Below are 14,043 nucleotides of genomic sequence, written 5' to 3' on the forward strand. Positions count from 1 at the left end.
GGCGCTAGGCGTGCGGCTTGGCCGTCAGTTCGATTCCGAGCGCCTTCATCACCGCGATCGTCGTTTTGAGCGTCGGATTGCCGTTGGTGCTGAACGAGCGATAGAGCTGTTCACGAGAGAGGCCGGTCTCCTTGGCGATTTGCGTCATCCCCTTGGCGCGGGCGACGACGCCAAGCGCATGCGCGATATAGGCCGCGTCCTCGGTCTTGAACGCTTCTTCCATGAACACAGCAATGGATTCATCGGACTGCAGGTCCTCGGCCGGATCGTAAGTCGTCAGCTTCTCGCCCATCTCATTCGCTCCACATCTCGGCAAGGCGCTTGGCCGCCTTGATGTCTTTCACCTGCGTGCTCTTGTCGCCCCCACACAGCAGAACCACGATTGTGCTGCCCCGCTTCTGAAAATAGATGCGATAGCCGGGGCCGTGATGGATGCGCAGTTCGCTTATTCCATCGCCGACCGGCTCGGCATCACCGGCGTGCCCTTGAGCCAACCGATCCAATCGCGACGCAATCAGCGCTCTGGCACGCTCATCCCGGAGACGCGATCGCCACTTCCGAAAAGTCTCAGTTTGCTTGAGTTCGACCACCTGTAGTTTTTAGACTACAGTCGGTCGCAGATCAAGTGGTTTGCAGGTCCAGAGATAACGAGCGTCCGGCTCCCTCTCCTCGTTCCGCGCTACGTCGGTCTGCTCGACCAGAGCAAATCCGCGCGCTTCGTAGAAACGCCGCGCTGGCGAATTGCGCTGGAAAGTCCAGAGCTCAAGCCTTTCGAAGGCGCCTTTAGCGACGTCGAGGAGTTCGGTGCCGACGCCGCGGCCCTGGGCACCCGGAAGCACGTAGAGCTGCTCGACCCAGTCGTCGTGGAAAGCGATGATCCCGATCAGTTCGTCATCGTCGAAGCGGCCCCACCCGGGCATGTCGGAAAGACACGCTCGCGGTAGAACCAGCGGTCCTCTTCCGGCGTATGCAGCCCAACGAGCCACGGCATCGCCTGGTCGAACGCCATCCGATGGACCTGCGCGGCTGCGCCCATGTCGGCGAGCGCAAGCTGCCTGAGCACTAGTACTCTACCCCCAGCGCACCATAGATCCGCCGGTGCACGGCCGGCAGCGTCTCGGTCAGGTCCTCCGCGATCAGGCCCGGCCCGGCCTCGCTGCCCGCCTCGCCATGCATCCAGACGGCGATGCTGGCGGCTTCGAACGCCGGCACGCCTTGCGCAAGGAGGCCTGCAATGATGCCGGCAAGCACGTCACCGGCGCCGGCCGTGGCGAGCCAGGGCGGCGCGTTGGCGGCGATGGTGGCGCGGCCGTCGGGCGCGGCGATGGTGGTGTCCGGGCCCTTCAACAGCACCACCGCGCCGCAGCGCTCGGCAGCGGCGCGGACGCGCTCGAGCTTGGAGCGGCCCGGATTCTTGTTGCTGAGGTCGGAGAACAGGCGCGGAAACTCACCCTCGTGCGGCGTCAGCACCACCGCATTATCCCCCGAAAATTTGATCGATTCAAACAGCCGCTCGGGATTCGCGGCAAAGCTCGTCAACGCATCCGCGTCTAGCACCAGATGCCGCTGCGCGCTCAGCGCCGTGTGGACGAAATCGCAGGTGCGGTCGCCGACGCCCGTGCCGGGGCCGATGATGCAAGTGTTGTAGCGCTTGTCGCCGAGCAGCTCGCCGAACTCGATCGCAGTGTCGACGGGACGAACCATCACCGCGGTGAGCGCGCTTGCGTTGATCACGAGCGCATCGCGCGGCGTTGCCAATGTCACCAGGCCCGCGCCTGCGCGCAGCGCCGCCCGCGCGGCGAGCCGCGCAGCACCGGTCGCGGCCGCATCACCTGATACCGCGAGCACATGCCCCCGCGCGTATTTATGGCCGTCGATGCGTGGCACCGGAAAGGCCGCGCCCCAGAAATCCGGATCGTTCTCGAAGATCGCAGGCCTGATCTCGTCCAGTACCTGTGCGTCGATACCGATGTCGGCGACACGCACATGCCCGCAATGCATCCGGCCCGGCAGCAACAGATGCGCCGGCTTCTTGCGGAAGAAGGTGACGGTCTCGGCGGCGTTGACCGCAACACCGAGTACGGCCGCACTGGTGCCGTTGATGCCGCTTGGCAGATCGACCGCCAGCACCGGCGCACCGTTGGCGTTGATCGCCTCGATCATCGCGCGCGCCTCGCCCTCGACGGGACGGCTGAGGCCCGCGCCGAACAGCGCATCGATGATCAGCGCCGGCTTTCCGATCGCCTGCGGATTGAACGGGAGCACCGGATGCTTCCAGCCGCGCGCGGCGGAGGCGGCATCGCCCTGGAGCTGGTCGCGCTCGCACATCAGGATGATCGAGACCTCACGGCCCTGGGCGGCGAGTTCGGCGGCTGCGACAAAACCGTCGCCGCCATTGTTGCCGGGGCCGGCTACAATCAGGATCGGCCCCTCCTCCACCAGCGCATTGGCGGCCGCAGCAACCGCCTGGCCCGCGCTGAGCATCAGCTTGAAGCCGGGCGTGCCGGCCGCGATGCTGAGCTGGTCGGCGCGCTGCATTTCAGCGTTGGTCAGAACTTCCATGCCACTTCCCTAGCCCAAACGCCTTTACAACAGGCACGTTTCGTGCCGATCCATACACCGGAACAGTGACCTGCACAGAAATTGAACTGTTTGCCTATTTCGTGGTCTGAGGTATTTTAGGCCGGTCGGCCCCACCTATCAGGGACGCTCGTTAAAAGGCTGATAACGCTCCAATAATCAGGGCATTTGCAACTTGGCATAGACCCTGCTTTCGAGGAAGCCGCTTCGGTTCGTCGCGCTCACTGGCATTCATCAGGGTGTGACCGGCCGCCGCTGGGCTGGTCAGGCATCCCGGCATAGCGAAGACAAGATCGTGCGTTAAGAAAAGCGCATCCTGACGAAGACGTTGCTATTTGTTCGATAAGGCCGGGAGGCGCGCAGTGAAGAAAATCGAAGCCATCATCAAGCCATTCAAGCTCGACGAGGTGAAGGAAGCGCTTCAGGAAGTCGGCCTGCAAGGCATCACCGTGACCGAAGCCAAGGGCTTTGGCCGCCAGAAGGGCCACGCCGAGCTCTACCGCGGCGCAGAATACATCGTCGACTTCCTGCCCAAGGTGAAGATCGAGATCGTGATCGGCGACGATCTGGTCGAGCGCGCCATCGACGCGATCCGCCGCGCCGCGCAAACCGGGCGCATCGGCGACGGCAAGATTTTCGTCTCCAACATCGAAGAGGCGATCCGCATCCGAACCGGCGAATCCGGGCTGGACGCTATCTGAGCCGGGTGCTATCCCGCATTTTGCGACACTCTGACAAGAAATAAGGCTGCTTCGGCGGCCTGATTTCGTTTATGCGGTCGCGCAAAACTCGCCCAAAAGCGAGAATAATTTTGCTCATCTGGAAACCGACCCGCAGAGCCAAAAGGGGTATGCATGAAGACCGCCAAAGACGTCCTGAAATCGATCAAGGACAACGACGTTAAGTACGTCGACCTGCGCTTCACCGATCCGCGCGGCAAGTGGCAGCATGTGACGTTCGACATCAGCATGATCGATGAAGATATCTTCGCCGAAGGAACGATGTTCGACGGCTCCTCGATCGCTGGCTGGAAGGCGATCAACGAGTCCGACATGTGCCTGATGCCGGACCCGGTGACCGCGACGATCGATCCGTTCTTCGCCGAGACCACCATGGTCATCACCTGCGACGTGCTCGAGCCGACCACCGGCGAGCCCTACAACCGCGACCCCCGCGGCATCGCCAAGAAGGCGGAAGCCATGGTGAAGTCGATGGGCGTGGGCGACAGCGTGTTCGTCGGCCCCGAAGCCGAGTTCTTCGTGTTCGACGACGTGCGCTTCTCGTCGGGCCCCTACAACACCGGCTTCCGTCTCGACTCCTCGGAGCTGCCGACCAACTCCGACACCGAATATGAAGGCGGCAATCTCGGCCACCGCATCCGCACCAAGGGCGGCTACTTCCCGGTCCCGCCGCAGGACTCGGTGCAGGACATGCGCTCGGAAATGCTCGGCGCCATGGCCAAGATGGGCGTCAAGGTCGAGAAGCACCATCACGAAGTTGCTTCCGCCCAGCACGAGCTCGGCATGAAGTTCGACACGCTGACGCTGATGGCCGACCACATGCAGATCTACAAATACTGCATCCACCAGGTCGCGCACATCTACGGCAAGACCGCCACTTTCATGCCGAAGCCGATCTTTGGCGACAACGGCTCGGGCATGCACGTGCACCAGTCGATCTGGAAGGACGGCAAGCCGGTGTTCGCCGGCAACAAATACGCCGACCTGTCGGAGACCTGCCTCCACTACATCGGCGGCATCATCAAGCACGCCAAGGCGATCAACGCCTTCACCAACCCGTCGACCAACTCCTACAAGCGTCTGGTCCCGGGCTATGAGGCTCCCGTGCTGCTCGCCTATTCCGCGCGCAACCGCTCGGCCTCCTGCCGCATCCCCTACACGTCGAACCCGAAGGCCAAGCGCGTCGAGGTCCGCTTCCCCGATCCGCTCGCCAACCCCTATCTCGGCTTCGCTTCGATGCTGATGGCCGGCCTCGACGGCATCAAGAACAAGATCGATCCGGGTCCGGCGATGGACAAGGACCTCTACGATCTGCCGAAGGAAGAGCTGAAGCAGATCCCGACCGTCTGCGGTTCGCTCCGCGAGGCGCTGGAAAACCTCGACAAGGACCGCGGCTTCCTCAAGGCCGGCGGCGTGTTCGACGACGACTTCATCGACGCTTACATCGAGCTGAAGATGACCGAAGTCGCCCGCTTCGAAATGACCCCGCATCCGGTCGAGTTCGACATGTACTATTCGGGCTAAGCCGCTCGAACAGGACACGACACGCGAAAGGCGCCCCTCGGGGCGCCTTTTTGTTTTGGGCATGGGATGCGGAGACTGAAAGCCGTCAACTTTCGTTCTGCATCTGACTCCACTTCGTTCTCAAAGAACGAATCGGAGTCGCGAAAATCGGCGTGCACCAATTCTTGCTGATTGGTTTATTCCGTCCAGGATATTTCGAACGCAGTCCTATCGCTCTACGGCTTGGGCCTTGCGACCCGCACCCCATCGGCCCCGATCGCGCCGAACGTGCTCGCGATGATCTCGCTCGTCGGCTGCATGCCGCCGAGCGACCAGTGCGATGGCTCCTGCTCCTCGATCCGGACCCAGATATTTTTGCGGAACTCCGGGCTGCCGTGCCCTTCGACCTCGACCATCAGGTCGGTGACGCGTTCGAGCAGCGTCTTCTTCTGCGCGGCGTCCAGAATTCCGCGGACGGTGGAAATGGTGATGTAAGGCATGTCTCTCTCCAATCATGTCGTGTGACGACGGAGCGAATTTGGACCTGGCAAGCCCGGCGAGGCAGTGGCGGATAAGACAGAGATCGGGCAATTTCCGCCACGCATCGCCCGGCCTGATCGGATAGGATCGCGGCAGTCGGGAGATCCCATGAAGCTCGCAATTCTCGCACTGGAAGGTTGCATGCACTCGGCGATCGCCGGCGTCGCCGACATCCTGTCGATCGCCAATCACGTGATGCAGCAGAGCGAGGCAAGACCCCGCTTCACCTGGCAGACGCTCTCGCTCGACGGCAGCGACGTGCGCGCCGGCGGCGGCCAGATGGTCACGGTCGATGGCGCGATCGGCAAGCGCGCGAGCTTCGATGCGATCCTCGTCCCCGGCAACCTCGTCGATCACGTCACGGCCGAGCGCCTGCAACCGCAATATGCGCGCGCTGGCGCCTGGCTGCGGCGGCAGCATGCGAACGGCCGGCTGATCGGCGCGTTTTGCAGCGGCGTGTTCCTGCTGGCAGGCAGCGGCCTGCTCGACAACCGCCGCGCCACCATCACCTGGTGGCTGCAAGGCGAGCTGCGGCAGCGTCACCCCGCCGTCGACCTTGCCGCCGACGCGGTCGTCACCGTGGCCGACCGCATCGTCTGCGCGGCCGGCCCGATGTCGTGGGTCGATCTCCTGCTCCGCCTGATCGAGATCGTCGACGGCAAGGACATCGCAAAACTCTGTGCGGACTATGTCGTCATCGACACCGCCCAGCGTACCCAATCGATCTTCATGCCGGTCGGCTATCTGCTCTCGCAGGACCCGATGCTGACCAAAGCCGACCTGCTGGTTCGCCGCACCGGCAAGAGCCCGATGACGGTCAAGCGCCTTGCAAGCGCGCTCGGCCTCAGCGAGCGCACGCTGAACCGGAAGTTTCAGGAGCTCACGCGCGAGCCGCCGCAGGCCTTCATCATGCGCCGCCGCGTCGAGCATGCGCGCACGCTGCTGGAGACGACGACCCAACCGGTCAAGACCATCGCACGCGCAGCCGGCTATGAAGACGAGAGCAGTTTTCGCAAGGCGTTCCGCAAGCTGACCCTGATGTCGCCGCAGGCCTATCGCGCGCGGCGGATGGAGCGGGCGGCGTAAACTTCCGCTAGGCCGCCTTCAGACGATACGGCTTGACCAAAATCTCGGCCGGCACCTTCCAGGCCTCACTGATCCTGAAGATCATCTCTACGGTCAGCGCACGCCTTCGGTTCAATATCTCGGACGCACGTGAGCGTGAGCCCAACAAGTCCGCAAGCTCTGCCTGAGTATGGCCGCCCTCGTCGATCAAATAGTTCAGCATATCGATGGGATCCAGGCGCGACGTATCGATCGGCCAATGCGCGGCCTCGTATTTCTCAACGAGCGTCGCGAGAATATCGAGCTTGTCGCCGTCATCGGTTCCGGGCTCTGCGTCCCAGAGCCTCTGGATCTCGGCGACAGCGGCATCGTAGTCCGCTTCTGTCCGAATAGGATGGATATCCATAGCGCCTCCTCAGTACATCGCGACCGTCAGAGCATCGATCTTGTCGTATTCCGCATGCGTGCCGACAAACTTGATGAACGCAATTTGATGCTTGAATGCGAATGCGACGATCAGACGGAAATTGCCGCCCGCAATTTCAAACCGCGCTCGCTGTCCATTCAGAACAACCACCCCGGGTACGGTCATTTGGATGTCGTTCATCGAAGTCCATTGGGCGGCCCTCACGAGTTTGATCCATCGGGCAATCGCAGGCTTCGCCTTGGGATTTGCAGCAACGAACTTGGCCAATGTGGATTGCTTTATGATCCTCACGAGATACATTCCCATATTGGGAACATGCCGTCAAGCAGGTTGGATGCGCAGGGGCCGATAGTTGGAGCCCGAATGATACTCGCGCCAGTCTGTGACCCGAGGTCTCCACGTCGTCACTTATCCGGAAAATTCACCCCGATCTCCGTGACCACCGGCGCCCATTTCACCAGCGCCGCGTTGTCGGAGGCGGCCTTCACGCCGTCACCAAGCAGCGACTTCGGCGCGGCGGCGTTCTTGCCGAAGCGGATCGTCACCGTGCAGCCGCCCTGCAATGGGCGTACGAGCGCGCCGCCCTTCCAGTCGGTGACGAAGCCGCCATAATCCCATTCGAAGCCGCTGACCATGAACGGCTTGCCGTTGGCCTTCTGCACCTCCGCAAGGCTCGATCCGATCGTGACGCCGCTAACGTTCCAGCGGCTGGTCCTGGCGGTGTCGCGCAAGGTCAAGCCGGAGGCGCGCTTGGCCTTGTCGTCGGTGAAGGCGACCTCGATGCGGCGGTCCATCGCCTTCGGAAACAGCACGACGCCCTTGTATTTCTCGCCCTCGGCGCCCGGCAGGTCCTCCACCACGGCCTCCTTGCCGAAGCGCTGTTTCAGGCTTCGTTCGGTGTCGTCAGGCGCAACAGGTGAAGCGCAAGTGACCGGGCCTTCCTGCGGCGGGGCGGTTTGGGCGAATGCGGGGGAAGCGAGCAGGACAAGGGCGGCGGCAATATTGCGTATCATCGGGCTGCAATTCCAATTTCAAAACCGAATTGAAACGTAGCGCGCCCGGATGATCCGGCACAACTCGAATCGCGATAGTGCTTCCTCCTCGTCATTGCGAGCGCAGCGAAGCAATCCAGACTGCCACCGCGGAAAGACTCTGGATTGCTTCGCTGCGCTCGCAATGACGATGCCGCTGGAGAGATGCGCCAAACTCCCCTCTCCGCGCGCGGCTCACGCCGTCGCGCGCTGGCGTTCGACCAGGGCTTCGCCGAAAGCCTGGAACAGCTTTCGGTTGATCGGATTTTGCTGCGGGTCGTATTCGGCGTGCCATTGCACACCGAGCGCGAAGGTCGGGGCTTCCGCGATGCGGATCGCCTCGATGGTGCCGTCTTCGGCGACGCCTTCGATCAGCACGCGCTTGCCGGGATCGAGGATGCCCTGGCCATGCAGCGAATTGACCCTGATCTTCTCGCAGCCGAGCAGTCTTGCGAACGCGCCGCCCGGCGTCAGGTCGACGTCGTGACGGTCGGCGAACACCACGGTCGGATCGGGATGGATCTCGCCGTTCTCGAGCCGGGGCATGCGGTGGTTCATGCGGCCGGGGATTTCGCGGATCTCGGGGTGCAGCGAGCCGCCGAAGGCCACGTTCATCTCCTGCAGTCCGCGGCAGATGCCGAACAGCGGAACGCCGCGGGCGACGCAGGCGACCGAAAGCGCCAGCGCGACCTCATCGCGATGGATATCGTAGGGTTCGTGCCGCTCACACGGATCGACATTAAAGCGAGTCGGATGGACGTTGGCGCGGGCGCCGGTGAGCACGATCCCGTCGACCACGTCGAGCAGCGCGCTAATATCAGTGATATCAGGCGAGCCCGCGAACATCATCGGCAAGCCGCCGGAGACCTCGGCCACGGCGCGCAGATTGCGCTCGCCGACCATCTGCACCTGAAATCGATTCTCGATGCGAGTGGCGTTCCCGATTACGCCGACGACCGGCTTTCTCATCTCCCGTTCCGACCTCCTTGCCGAAAAAGATTCTCTAAACATGCCCCTCCGATGGAACAAATTCAACAGAAGGGATCGCGGGACGGCAATGCTATTTTCGCGCAAATGCCTCCCTAGGTCCTGCCAAGGGCCGTTATGGCACCACTTCGCGCCCACGGCGTTGGCCAAAGGCGCCGCAATCGCTTCAAACCGGGCGCGGCCCGGCTTGATCCTCGGCAGGATTTCGCGAAAGAGTGCCCGCCAGCTGCCGCAAGGACATGATGTGACAATTCCTGCAAATGAACGGCCCCGGAGCCGCGACGACTTGGCCTGGGCAATTTCGGTCGGCGGCATTGGCGTGGTGCTGTTCACCGCGCTGCTGGTCTTAACCTGGTATTTCGCGGCCACCGTGCTCCTGATCTTCGCCGGCGTACTGCTCGGCCTCGGCCTCAACGCGTTGACCAATGCGCTCGGCCGCCACGTTCACCTGCCGCATGCCGTCCGGCTCGCGATAGTCTGCGTGGCGCTGGCCCTGATGCTTGCGGGTGTGGCCTATCTCGGCGGCGCAACCATCGCCGATCAGGCGTCGCTGCTCAGCAAAACCATCAAGTCGCAGCTTGCCAACGTCAAATCCTTCCTCGACAGCCACGGCGTCGACACCAGCTTCTTCGACTTCGGCAGCTCGGCGCCCGCCTCCCCAGACGCGACACCGGCCGATTCCAGCCCCTCGCCCGGGGCCGCGCCAAAAAGCGGGTTGTCCGGCGCAGGTGCCCTCGCCTCAAGTGGCGGGGCCATCGTGAGCCAGACCTTCAAGCTGCTGTTCGGCGCGATCAGCGCCGTCGGCAACATCTTCATCGTGCTGTTTCTCGGGCTCGCCTTCGCCGCCCAGCCCAGCGTCTATCACGATGGCCTGCTATTCCTCGCACCGGCGAAGCATCGCACCCGCATCGCCCTGATCATCGACCGCATCGGCGAGACGCTGGAGCGCTGGCTGGTCGCGCAGATCGTCGTCATGCTTGCTGTCGGCGCGGTGACCTGGATCGGACTTGCCATCATCGGCATCCCCGGCTCGTTCATCCTGGGGATCCAGGCCGGCCTGCTCGCCTTCATCCCGACCGTGGGTGCCATCATCGCCGGCGTCGTCGTGGTGCTCGCGAGCCTCGCCTCGGGCTGGATCCCGGCGCTGTCGGCCTTCATCCTCTTCATGGGCGTCCACGCCATGGAGAGCTATGTGCTGACGCCGATCCTGCAGCGGCAGGCGCTCGACATCCCGCCGGCGACACTGTTCGCGTTCCAGATCCTGCTCGGCGTTGTGTTCGGAATCTGGGGCCTCGCGCTGGCGCTGCCCCTCGTCGCCATCGCCAAGGTCATGATCGACCATTTCAAGACGTATGAGGCGCCGCCTTTGGCGGAGGCGGCTTAACCCTTCAAGTCGTCAGCACGGTCTCGGTGTGCTCGACCTCGGGCGGCGCGGCAAAATACTGGCCGACGAGGCCGCGCCATTCGGTGAAGTTCTCGGAGCCGCGGAAATCGACGGTATGGTTTTCCAGCGTCGCCCATTTCACCATCAGCCGGTAACGCTGCGGCTTCTCGATCGACTTGTGCAGCTCAAAACCGTGAAAGCCCTTGGCGCGGCCGAAGGCGGCCTTGGCCTTGGCGACGGCGGCCTCAAAATCCTTCTCGCTGCCCGGCTTGACGTCGATTTGCGCAATCTCGGTGATCATCGGTTTCCACCCTTTATTGTTCGATGGGCGTGTCTACCGCAGCTGCGGGCAAAGAAAAAGGCGCCGAAACGGCGCCCTGCCAAGTCCAAAACAAGGTCCAAAAATGCAGATCACTCAGGCGAACAGCAGCACCGTGGCCGCCACGACCAGCGCACAGCCGGCGAACAGCGCGATCGGCCAATAGCTGCGGCTCTGGGTATAGCGCCCCTGGGCGCGGCGCTCGGCGATGAGCGCCGTCTCGTATTCGTCCGCGGTCGAGAACAGACAGGCGAAGCCGCCACGTGCCGAAGCAGCGTGAGCTTCGAGCGACATCAGGGCAGCCTGCGGGTTCTGTCGACGGATCGATTCCATGACCGCAATGGTAGGGATCGAATGGTAAACAGGGGATTACCGCTAGGCCCCCGCGTATCAGGCCGTCGCCGGCTGTGTCTTGGATTGTCCCTTGGGCACACCGATCCGCGCGGCGCTCTGGCGGCGCCAGTTCTCCAGCGACAGCGGCAGCTCCTCCGCCGCCTCGACGCGGTTACGACCGCCGCGCTTGGCCTGGTAGAGCGCGGTGTCGGCCGAGGCCAGCAGCACCTCGAGCTCGGTGCCGGCCGGACCACCGGCGACGCCGATGCTGACGGTGGTATCCACCGGACCTTCATCGACCACGACGCCGGAGGTCTCGAACGCTTCGCGCACGCGCTCGGCGACCAGCACGCCCTCCTCCAGCGAACACGGCAGCAGGGCGGCGAATTCCTCGCCGCCGATCCGGCCCGACATGTCGGTCATGCGTAGATTGTTGACGACGACGGTCGAGAACAGCTTCAGCATCTCGTCGCCGGCGGGATGGCCGAAGCGATCGTTGATCGACTTGAAATGGTCGATGTCGAAGATCATCACGGTCACGGGACGCCCGGCCTTGGCCTCGCGCTCGATCACACGGCCGCAGGCTTCCGAGAAACCGCGGCGGTTGAGCATGCCGGTCAGAGGATCGGTCGACGCGGCGGTCCGGTGCGCGGTCACCGTACGCTCGGACACCAGCATGAAGATCACGAACACGGTGCCGACGGCATAGAGCACCAGTTCGACCGCGAATACAGTGACCCAGATGCTGGTGGAGAAACCGGCATCATACGGGCGCAGGAAGCTGCCGAGCAGGATCGGCAGCATCAGCACGCAGCCGTGCATCACCGGCACGACGAAGGCCGGCCAGCGCCGTTGCAGGCTCTTGCGCCGTTCGACCCAGAGTTCGCTCGCGGTCAACGCCGCATAGACCGAGACGATGCCGGCGCCGACGATCATGCGCAGCATGGACGCCGTGGGATCGAGCAGCGTGGCGGCCGCGGCCCAGCCGAGAGCGCCTACGAGGAGGCCCGGCCAGTTCGGCTTGCGGCCGTGGAAGACGCGCGCCGCGTTCCACACCATGCCGCAGGCGACGAAGCCGACTGCGTTCAGCGCAAGGTAAAGATGCGAGCCGAGCTTGTCGCCGGCCGCAGTCCACAGCGCAACGGAAGCGGCGCCGAGGAGATACGCGGTGCCCCACCATTTCAGCGCAGGACTGTTCTCCTGCCTGCCAAAGAACACCATCATGGCGCCGAGCAGTGCGGCAACCATGGTGGCAACCAAATAGAGCGTGATGCTATCGAGCGACATCATGTCGGCCCCCTCTTAAACATAGCAGTTACGCGACCGGTACATCCGATTTGCGCGCCCTTCCAAATGCGACGCTATGTCCGGCGGGTTCCATTCAGGTTTTCAAGCAAGACCAAGTTTTCGGGAAACACGCCATCAATTTGCGTACAAACGAACAGCAAAAAGGGCGCTGAAATCAGCGCCCTTTTGCATCTCATTGAAGCCGCTTTCGCGGCGAATGTGACCGAAGCGATTAACGCTTCGAGAACTGGAAGGACCGGCGGGCCTTGGCCTTGCCGTACTTCTTGCGCTCGACCACGCGCGAGTCGCGGGTCAGGAAGCCGCCCTTCTTGAGCACGGTACGCAGCTCGGGCTCGAAATAGGTGAGCGCCTTGGAGATGCCGTGACGGACAGCACCGGCCTGACCGGACAGACCGCCGCCGGCGACGGTGCAGACCACGTCGTACTGGCCGGAACGCGCAGCCACCGAGAACGGCTGCTCGATCATCATGCGCAGCACCGGACGGGCGAAATAGACCTCGACCTCGCGCGCGTTGACCGTGACCTTGCCGGCGCCCGGCTTGATCCAGACGCGGGCGACCGCGTCCTTGCGCTTGCCGGTGGCGTAGGCGCGGTTGAACTTGTCGACCTTCTTCTCATGCTTGGGCGCGTCGGGAGCGACGACGGTCTTGAGCTGCGAGAGCTGATCGAGCGACTGAATGGATTCGGCCATGATTATGCGGCCCTCGTGTTCTTGCGGTTCAACTTGGCGATGTCGATCTTCTCGGGCGTCTGGGCCTCGTGCGGATGATCGGCGCCGCCGTAAACACGGAGGTTGCCCATCTGGACGCGACCGAGCGGACCACGGGGGATCATGCGCTCGACAGCCTTCTCGAGCACGCGCTCGGGATGCTTGCCCTCGAGGATCTGGCGCGCGGTGCGCTCCTTGATGTGGCCGACGTAACCGGTGTGCTTGTAGTAGGTCTTCTGCTCGCGCTTGCGACCGGTGAGGACCGCATGCTGCGCGTTGATGATGATGATGTTGTCGCCGCAATCAACGTGCGGGGTGTAGGTCGGGAGGTGCTTGCCGCGCAGGCGCATGGCGACGATGGTGGCGAGGCGGCCGACGACCAGACCCTTGGCGTCGATCAGCACCCACTTCTTCGTCACCTCAGCCGGCTTTGCCGAAAAGGTTTTCATGTCAGAGTTTCCGTGGACGGGGAGCATCGGCGCGAACACCGCACCGGACTGAGCGGTTTTCTAGAGAAGAGACCCGCAACGGTCAATGCCCGAAGATGGAAATAAGTCGTTTAAAATCAATAGCTTAAAAATATGGTGTTATATTACCCTCAAAAAGTTCAAACATTTGGAATGGAATAGGTCGAGGTGACATGGGCGATCGGATCCGGCGAGCTGCCGGACAGGAGCTTCACCTCCCCGACCGCCAGGCGCTTACCGAGCTTGAGAAGCCGGGCCTCCGCCAGCACGTCCTGCCCGGGCAGCCCCTTGCGCAGGAAATTGATATTGAGATTGGTGGTGACCGCGAGCCCAATCGGCCCGATTGCGGACAGCAGCACCACGTACATGGCGAAATCGGCCAGCGTCATCAGCGTCGGACCGGACACGGTTCCGCCCGGCCGCAGCATCCTTTCGCTGTAGCGCTGGCGCAAAAGGCAGGTCTGGCCGTCCGCGCTCTCGATCGTGATGTCGTCGCCGCTGAAGGCCTGGGGAAACTCGTCGCGGAGAAACTGCTCGACCTCCGCCACGCTCATTTTCGCTAACGCCATGCTTCGCCTCACCCTCGCTTCACATCCCCTGTTACATTAAGTTATCTGCGTCATCCAAACGCAATAATCCAATCGGAAACG

General features: G+C 63.0%; 18 protein-coding genes and 1 pseudogene. 4 read left to right on the forward strand and 15 right to left on the reverse strand.

The features are described 5' to 3' along the window. Nucleotides 1-4: 4 nt before the first annotated feature. From BMW89_RS20880 to BMW89_RS20895, 4 genes and pseudogenes are all read right to left on the reverse strand, one after another. Nucleotides 5-292, reverse strand: a complete 288-nt coding sequence (locus BMW89_RS20880; protein WP_092028861.1) for an addiction module antidote protein — start codon at nt 290-292, stop codon at nt 5-7. Nucleotide 293: 1 nt separating this feature from the next. Next, nucleotides 294-590 (reverse strand): type II toxin-antitoxin system RelE/ParE family toxin, encoded by a 297-nt coding sequence (locus BMW89_RS20885; protein WP_092028862.1) that lies wholly within the window; start codon nt 588-590, stop codon nt 294-296. Between the two features lie 9 nt (nt 591-599). Then, nucleotides 600-1,063 (reverse strand): annotated as a pseudogene (locus BMW89_RS20890) (GNAT family N-acetyltransferase). Continuing rightward, complete coding sequence (locus BMW89_RS20895) at nt 1,063-2,562, reverse strand: NAD(P)H-hydrate dehydratase (RefSeq protein ID WP_092028863.1); 1,500 nt, start codon at nt 2,560-2,562, stop codon at nt 1,063-1,065. The pseudogene BMW89_RS20890 and the gene BMW89_RS20895 overlap by 1 nt, the downstream one beginning before the upstream one ends. A gap of 380 nt (nt 2,563-2,942) precedes the next feature. Here BMW89_RS20895 and BMW89_RS20900 point away from each other — a divergent pair, with 380 nt between their 5' ends. Together BMW89_RS20900 and glnA are read left to right on the forward strand one after the other, a co-directional pair. After that, entirely contained in the window at nt 2,943-3,281 is a 339-nt protein-coding gene (locus BMW89_RS20900) for a P-II family nitrogen regulator (RefSeq protein ID WP_007603495.1), read from the forward strand. Between the two features lie 153 nt (nt 3,282-3,434). After that, entirely contained in the window at nt 3,435-4,844 is a 1,410-nt protein-coding gene (gene glnA, locus BMW89_RS20905) for a type I glutamate--ammonia ligase (RefSeq protein ID WP_092028864.1), read from the forward strand. 215 nt (nt 4,845-5,059) lie between these two features. Here the strand turns inward: glnA and BMW89_RS20910 are convergent, their stop codons facing one another. Beyond that, nucleotides 5,060-5,323: a tautomerase family protein gene (locus BMW89_RS20910; protein WP_092028865.1), complete on the reverse strand. Its 264-nt coding sequence runs from the start codon at nt 5,321-5,323 to the stop codon at nt 5,060-5,062. Between the two features lie 148 nt (nt 5,324-5,471). Between BMW89_RS20910 and BMW89_RS20915 the strand changes: the two genes are divergently transcribed. Continuing rightward, nucleotides 5,472-6,449 carry a GlxA family transcriptional regulator gene (locus BMW89_RS20915; RefSeq protein ID WP_092028866.1) on the forward strand — a complete coding sequence of 326 codons (978 nt, stop codon included), beginning with the start codon at nt 5,472-5,474 and terminating at the stop codon, nt 6,447-6,449. 7 nt (nt 6,450-6,456) lie between these two features. Here BMW89_RS20915 and BMW89_RS20920 read toward each other — a convergent pair whose 3' ends face one another. From BMW89_RS20920 to BMW89_RS20935, 4 genes are all read right to left on the reverse strand, one after another. Further along, complete coding sequence (locus BMW89_RS20920) at nt 6,457-6,834, reverse strand: helix-turn-helix domain-containing protein (protein WP_092028867.1); 378 nt, start codon at nt 6,832-6,834, stop codon at nt 6,457-6,459. Nucleotides 6,835-6,843: 9 nt separating this feature from the next. Then, the gene (locus BMW89_RS20925) at nt 6,844-7,122 is read right to left on the reverse strand and encodes a type II toxin-antitoxin system HigB family toxin (RefSeq protein ID WP_244547639.1); all 279 of its coding nucleotides are present in this window, start codon (nt 7,120-7,122) and stop codon (nt 6,844-6,846) included. Between the two features lie 137 nt (nt 7,123-7,259). After that, on the reverse strand, nt 7,260-7,868 hold the full coding sequence (locus BMW89_RS20930) for a hypothetical protein (protein ID WP_092028869.1): 609 nt from the start codon (nt 7,866-7,868) through the stop codon (nt 7,260-7,262). 213 nt (nt 7,869-8,081) lie between these two features. After that, nucleotides 8,082-8,855 carry a gamma-glutamyl-gamma-aminobutyrate hydrolase family protein gene (locus tag BMW89_RS20935; RefSeq protein WP_092028870.1) on the reverse strand — a complete coding sequence of 258 codons (774 nt, stop codon included), beginning with the start codon at nt 8,853-8,855 and terminating at the stop codon, nt 8,082-8,084. Nucleotides 8,856-9,117: 262 nt separating this feature from the next. Here BMW89_RS20935 and BMW89_RS20940 point away from each other — a divergent pair, with 262 nt between their 5' ends. Then, nucleotides 9,118-10,257: an AI-2E family transporter gene (locus BMW89_RS20940; RefSeq protein ID WP_092028942.1), complete on the forward strand. Its 1,140-nt coding sequence runs from the start codon at nt 9,118-9,120 to the stop codon at nt 10,255-10,257. A 4-nt stretch (nt 10,258-10,261) separates the two neighbouring features. Here the strand turns inward: BMW89_RS20940 and BMW89_RS20945 are convergent, their stop codons facing one another. From BMW89_RS20945 to BMW89_RS20970, 6 genes are all read right to left on the reverse strand, one after another. Further along, on the reverse strand, nt 10,262-10,558 hold the full coding sequence (locus BMW89_RS20945; RefSeq protein ID WP_080136963.1) for an antibiotic biosynthesis monooxygenase family protein: 297 nt from the start codon (nt 10,556-10,558) through the stop codon (nt 10,262-10,264). Nucleotides 10,559-10,672: 114 nt separating this feature from the next. Then, a complete protein-coding gene (locus BMW89_RS20950) occupies nt 10,673-10,909 on the reverse strand; it encodes a hypothetical protein (protein WP_092028871.1) in 237 nt (78 codons plus the stop codon). A gap of 57 nt (nt 10,910-10,966) precedes the next feature. Further along, nucleotides 10,967-12,199: a GGDEF domain-containing protein gene (locus tag BMW89_RS20955; protein ID WP_092028872.1), complete on the reverse strand. Its 1,233-nt coding sequence runs from the start codon at nt 12,197-12,199 to the stop codon at nt 10,967-10,969. Between the two features lie 229 nt (nt 12,200-12,428). After that, nucleotides 12,429-12,908, reverse strand: a complete 480-nt coding sequence (rpsI, locus tag BMW89_RS20960) for a 30S ribosomal protein S9 (RefSeq protein ID WP_092028873.1) — start codon at nt 12,906-12,908, stop codon at nt 12,429-12,431. Nucleotides 12,909-12,910: 2 nt separating this feature from the next. Further along, the gene (gene rplM / locus BMW89_RS20965; RefSeq protein ID WP_092028874.1) at nt 12,911-13,375 is read right to left on the reverse strand and encodes a 50S ribosomal protein L13; all 465 of its coding nucleotides are present in this window, start codon (nt 13,373-13,375) and stop codon (nt 12,911-12,913) included. 158 nt (nt 13,376-13,533) lie between these two features. Further along, nucleotides 13,534-13,962 (reverse strand): PaaI family thioesterase, encoded by a 429-nt coding sequence (locus tag BMW89_RS20970; protein WP_092028875.1) that lies wholly within the window; start codon nt 13,960-13,962, stop codon nt 13,534-13,536. Nucleotides 13,963-14,043 lie beyond the last annotated feature (81 nt).

It is taken from the genome of Bradyrhizobium sp. OK095, assembly GCF_900109945.1.
GTDB lineage: Bacteria > Pseudomonadota > Alphaproteobacteria > Rhizobiales > Xanthobacteraceae > Bradyrhizobium.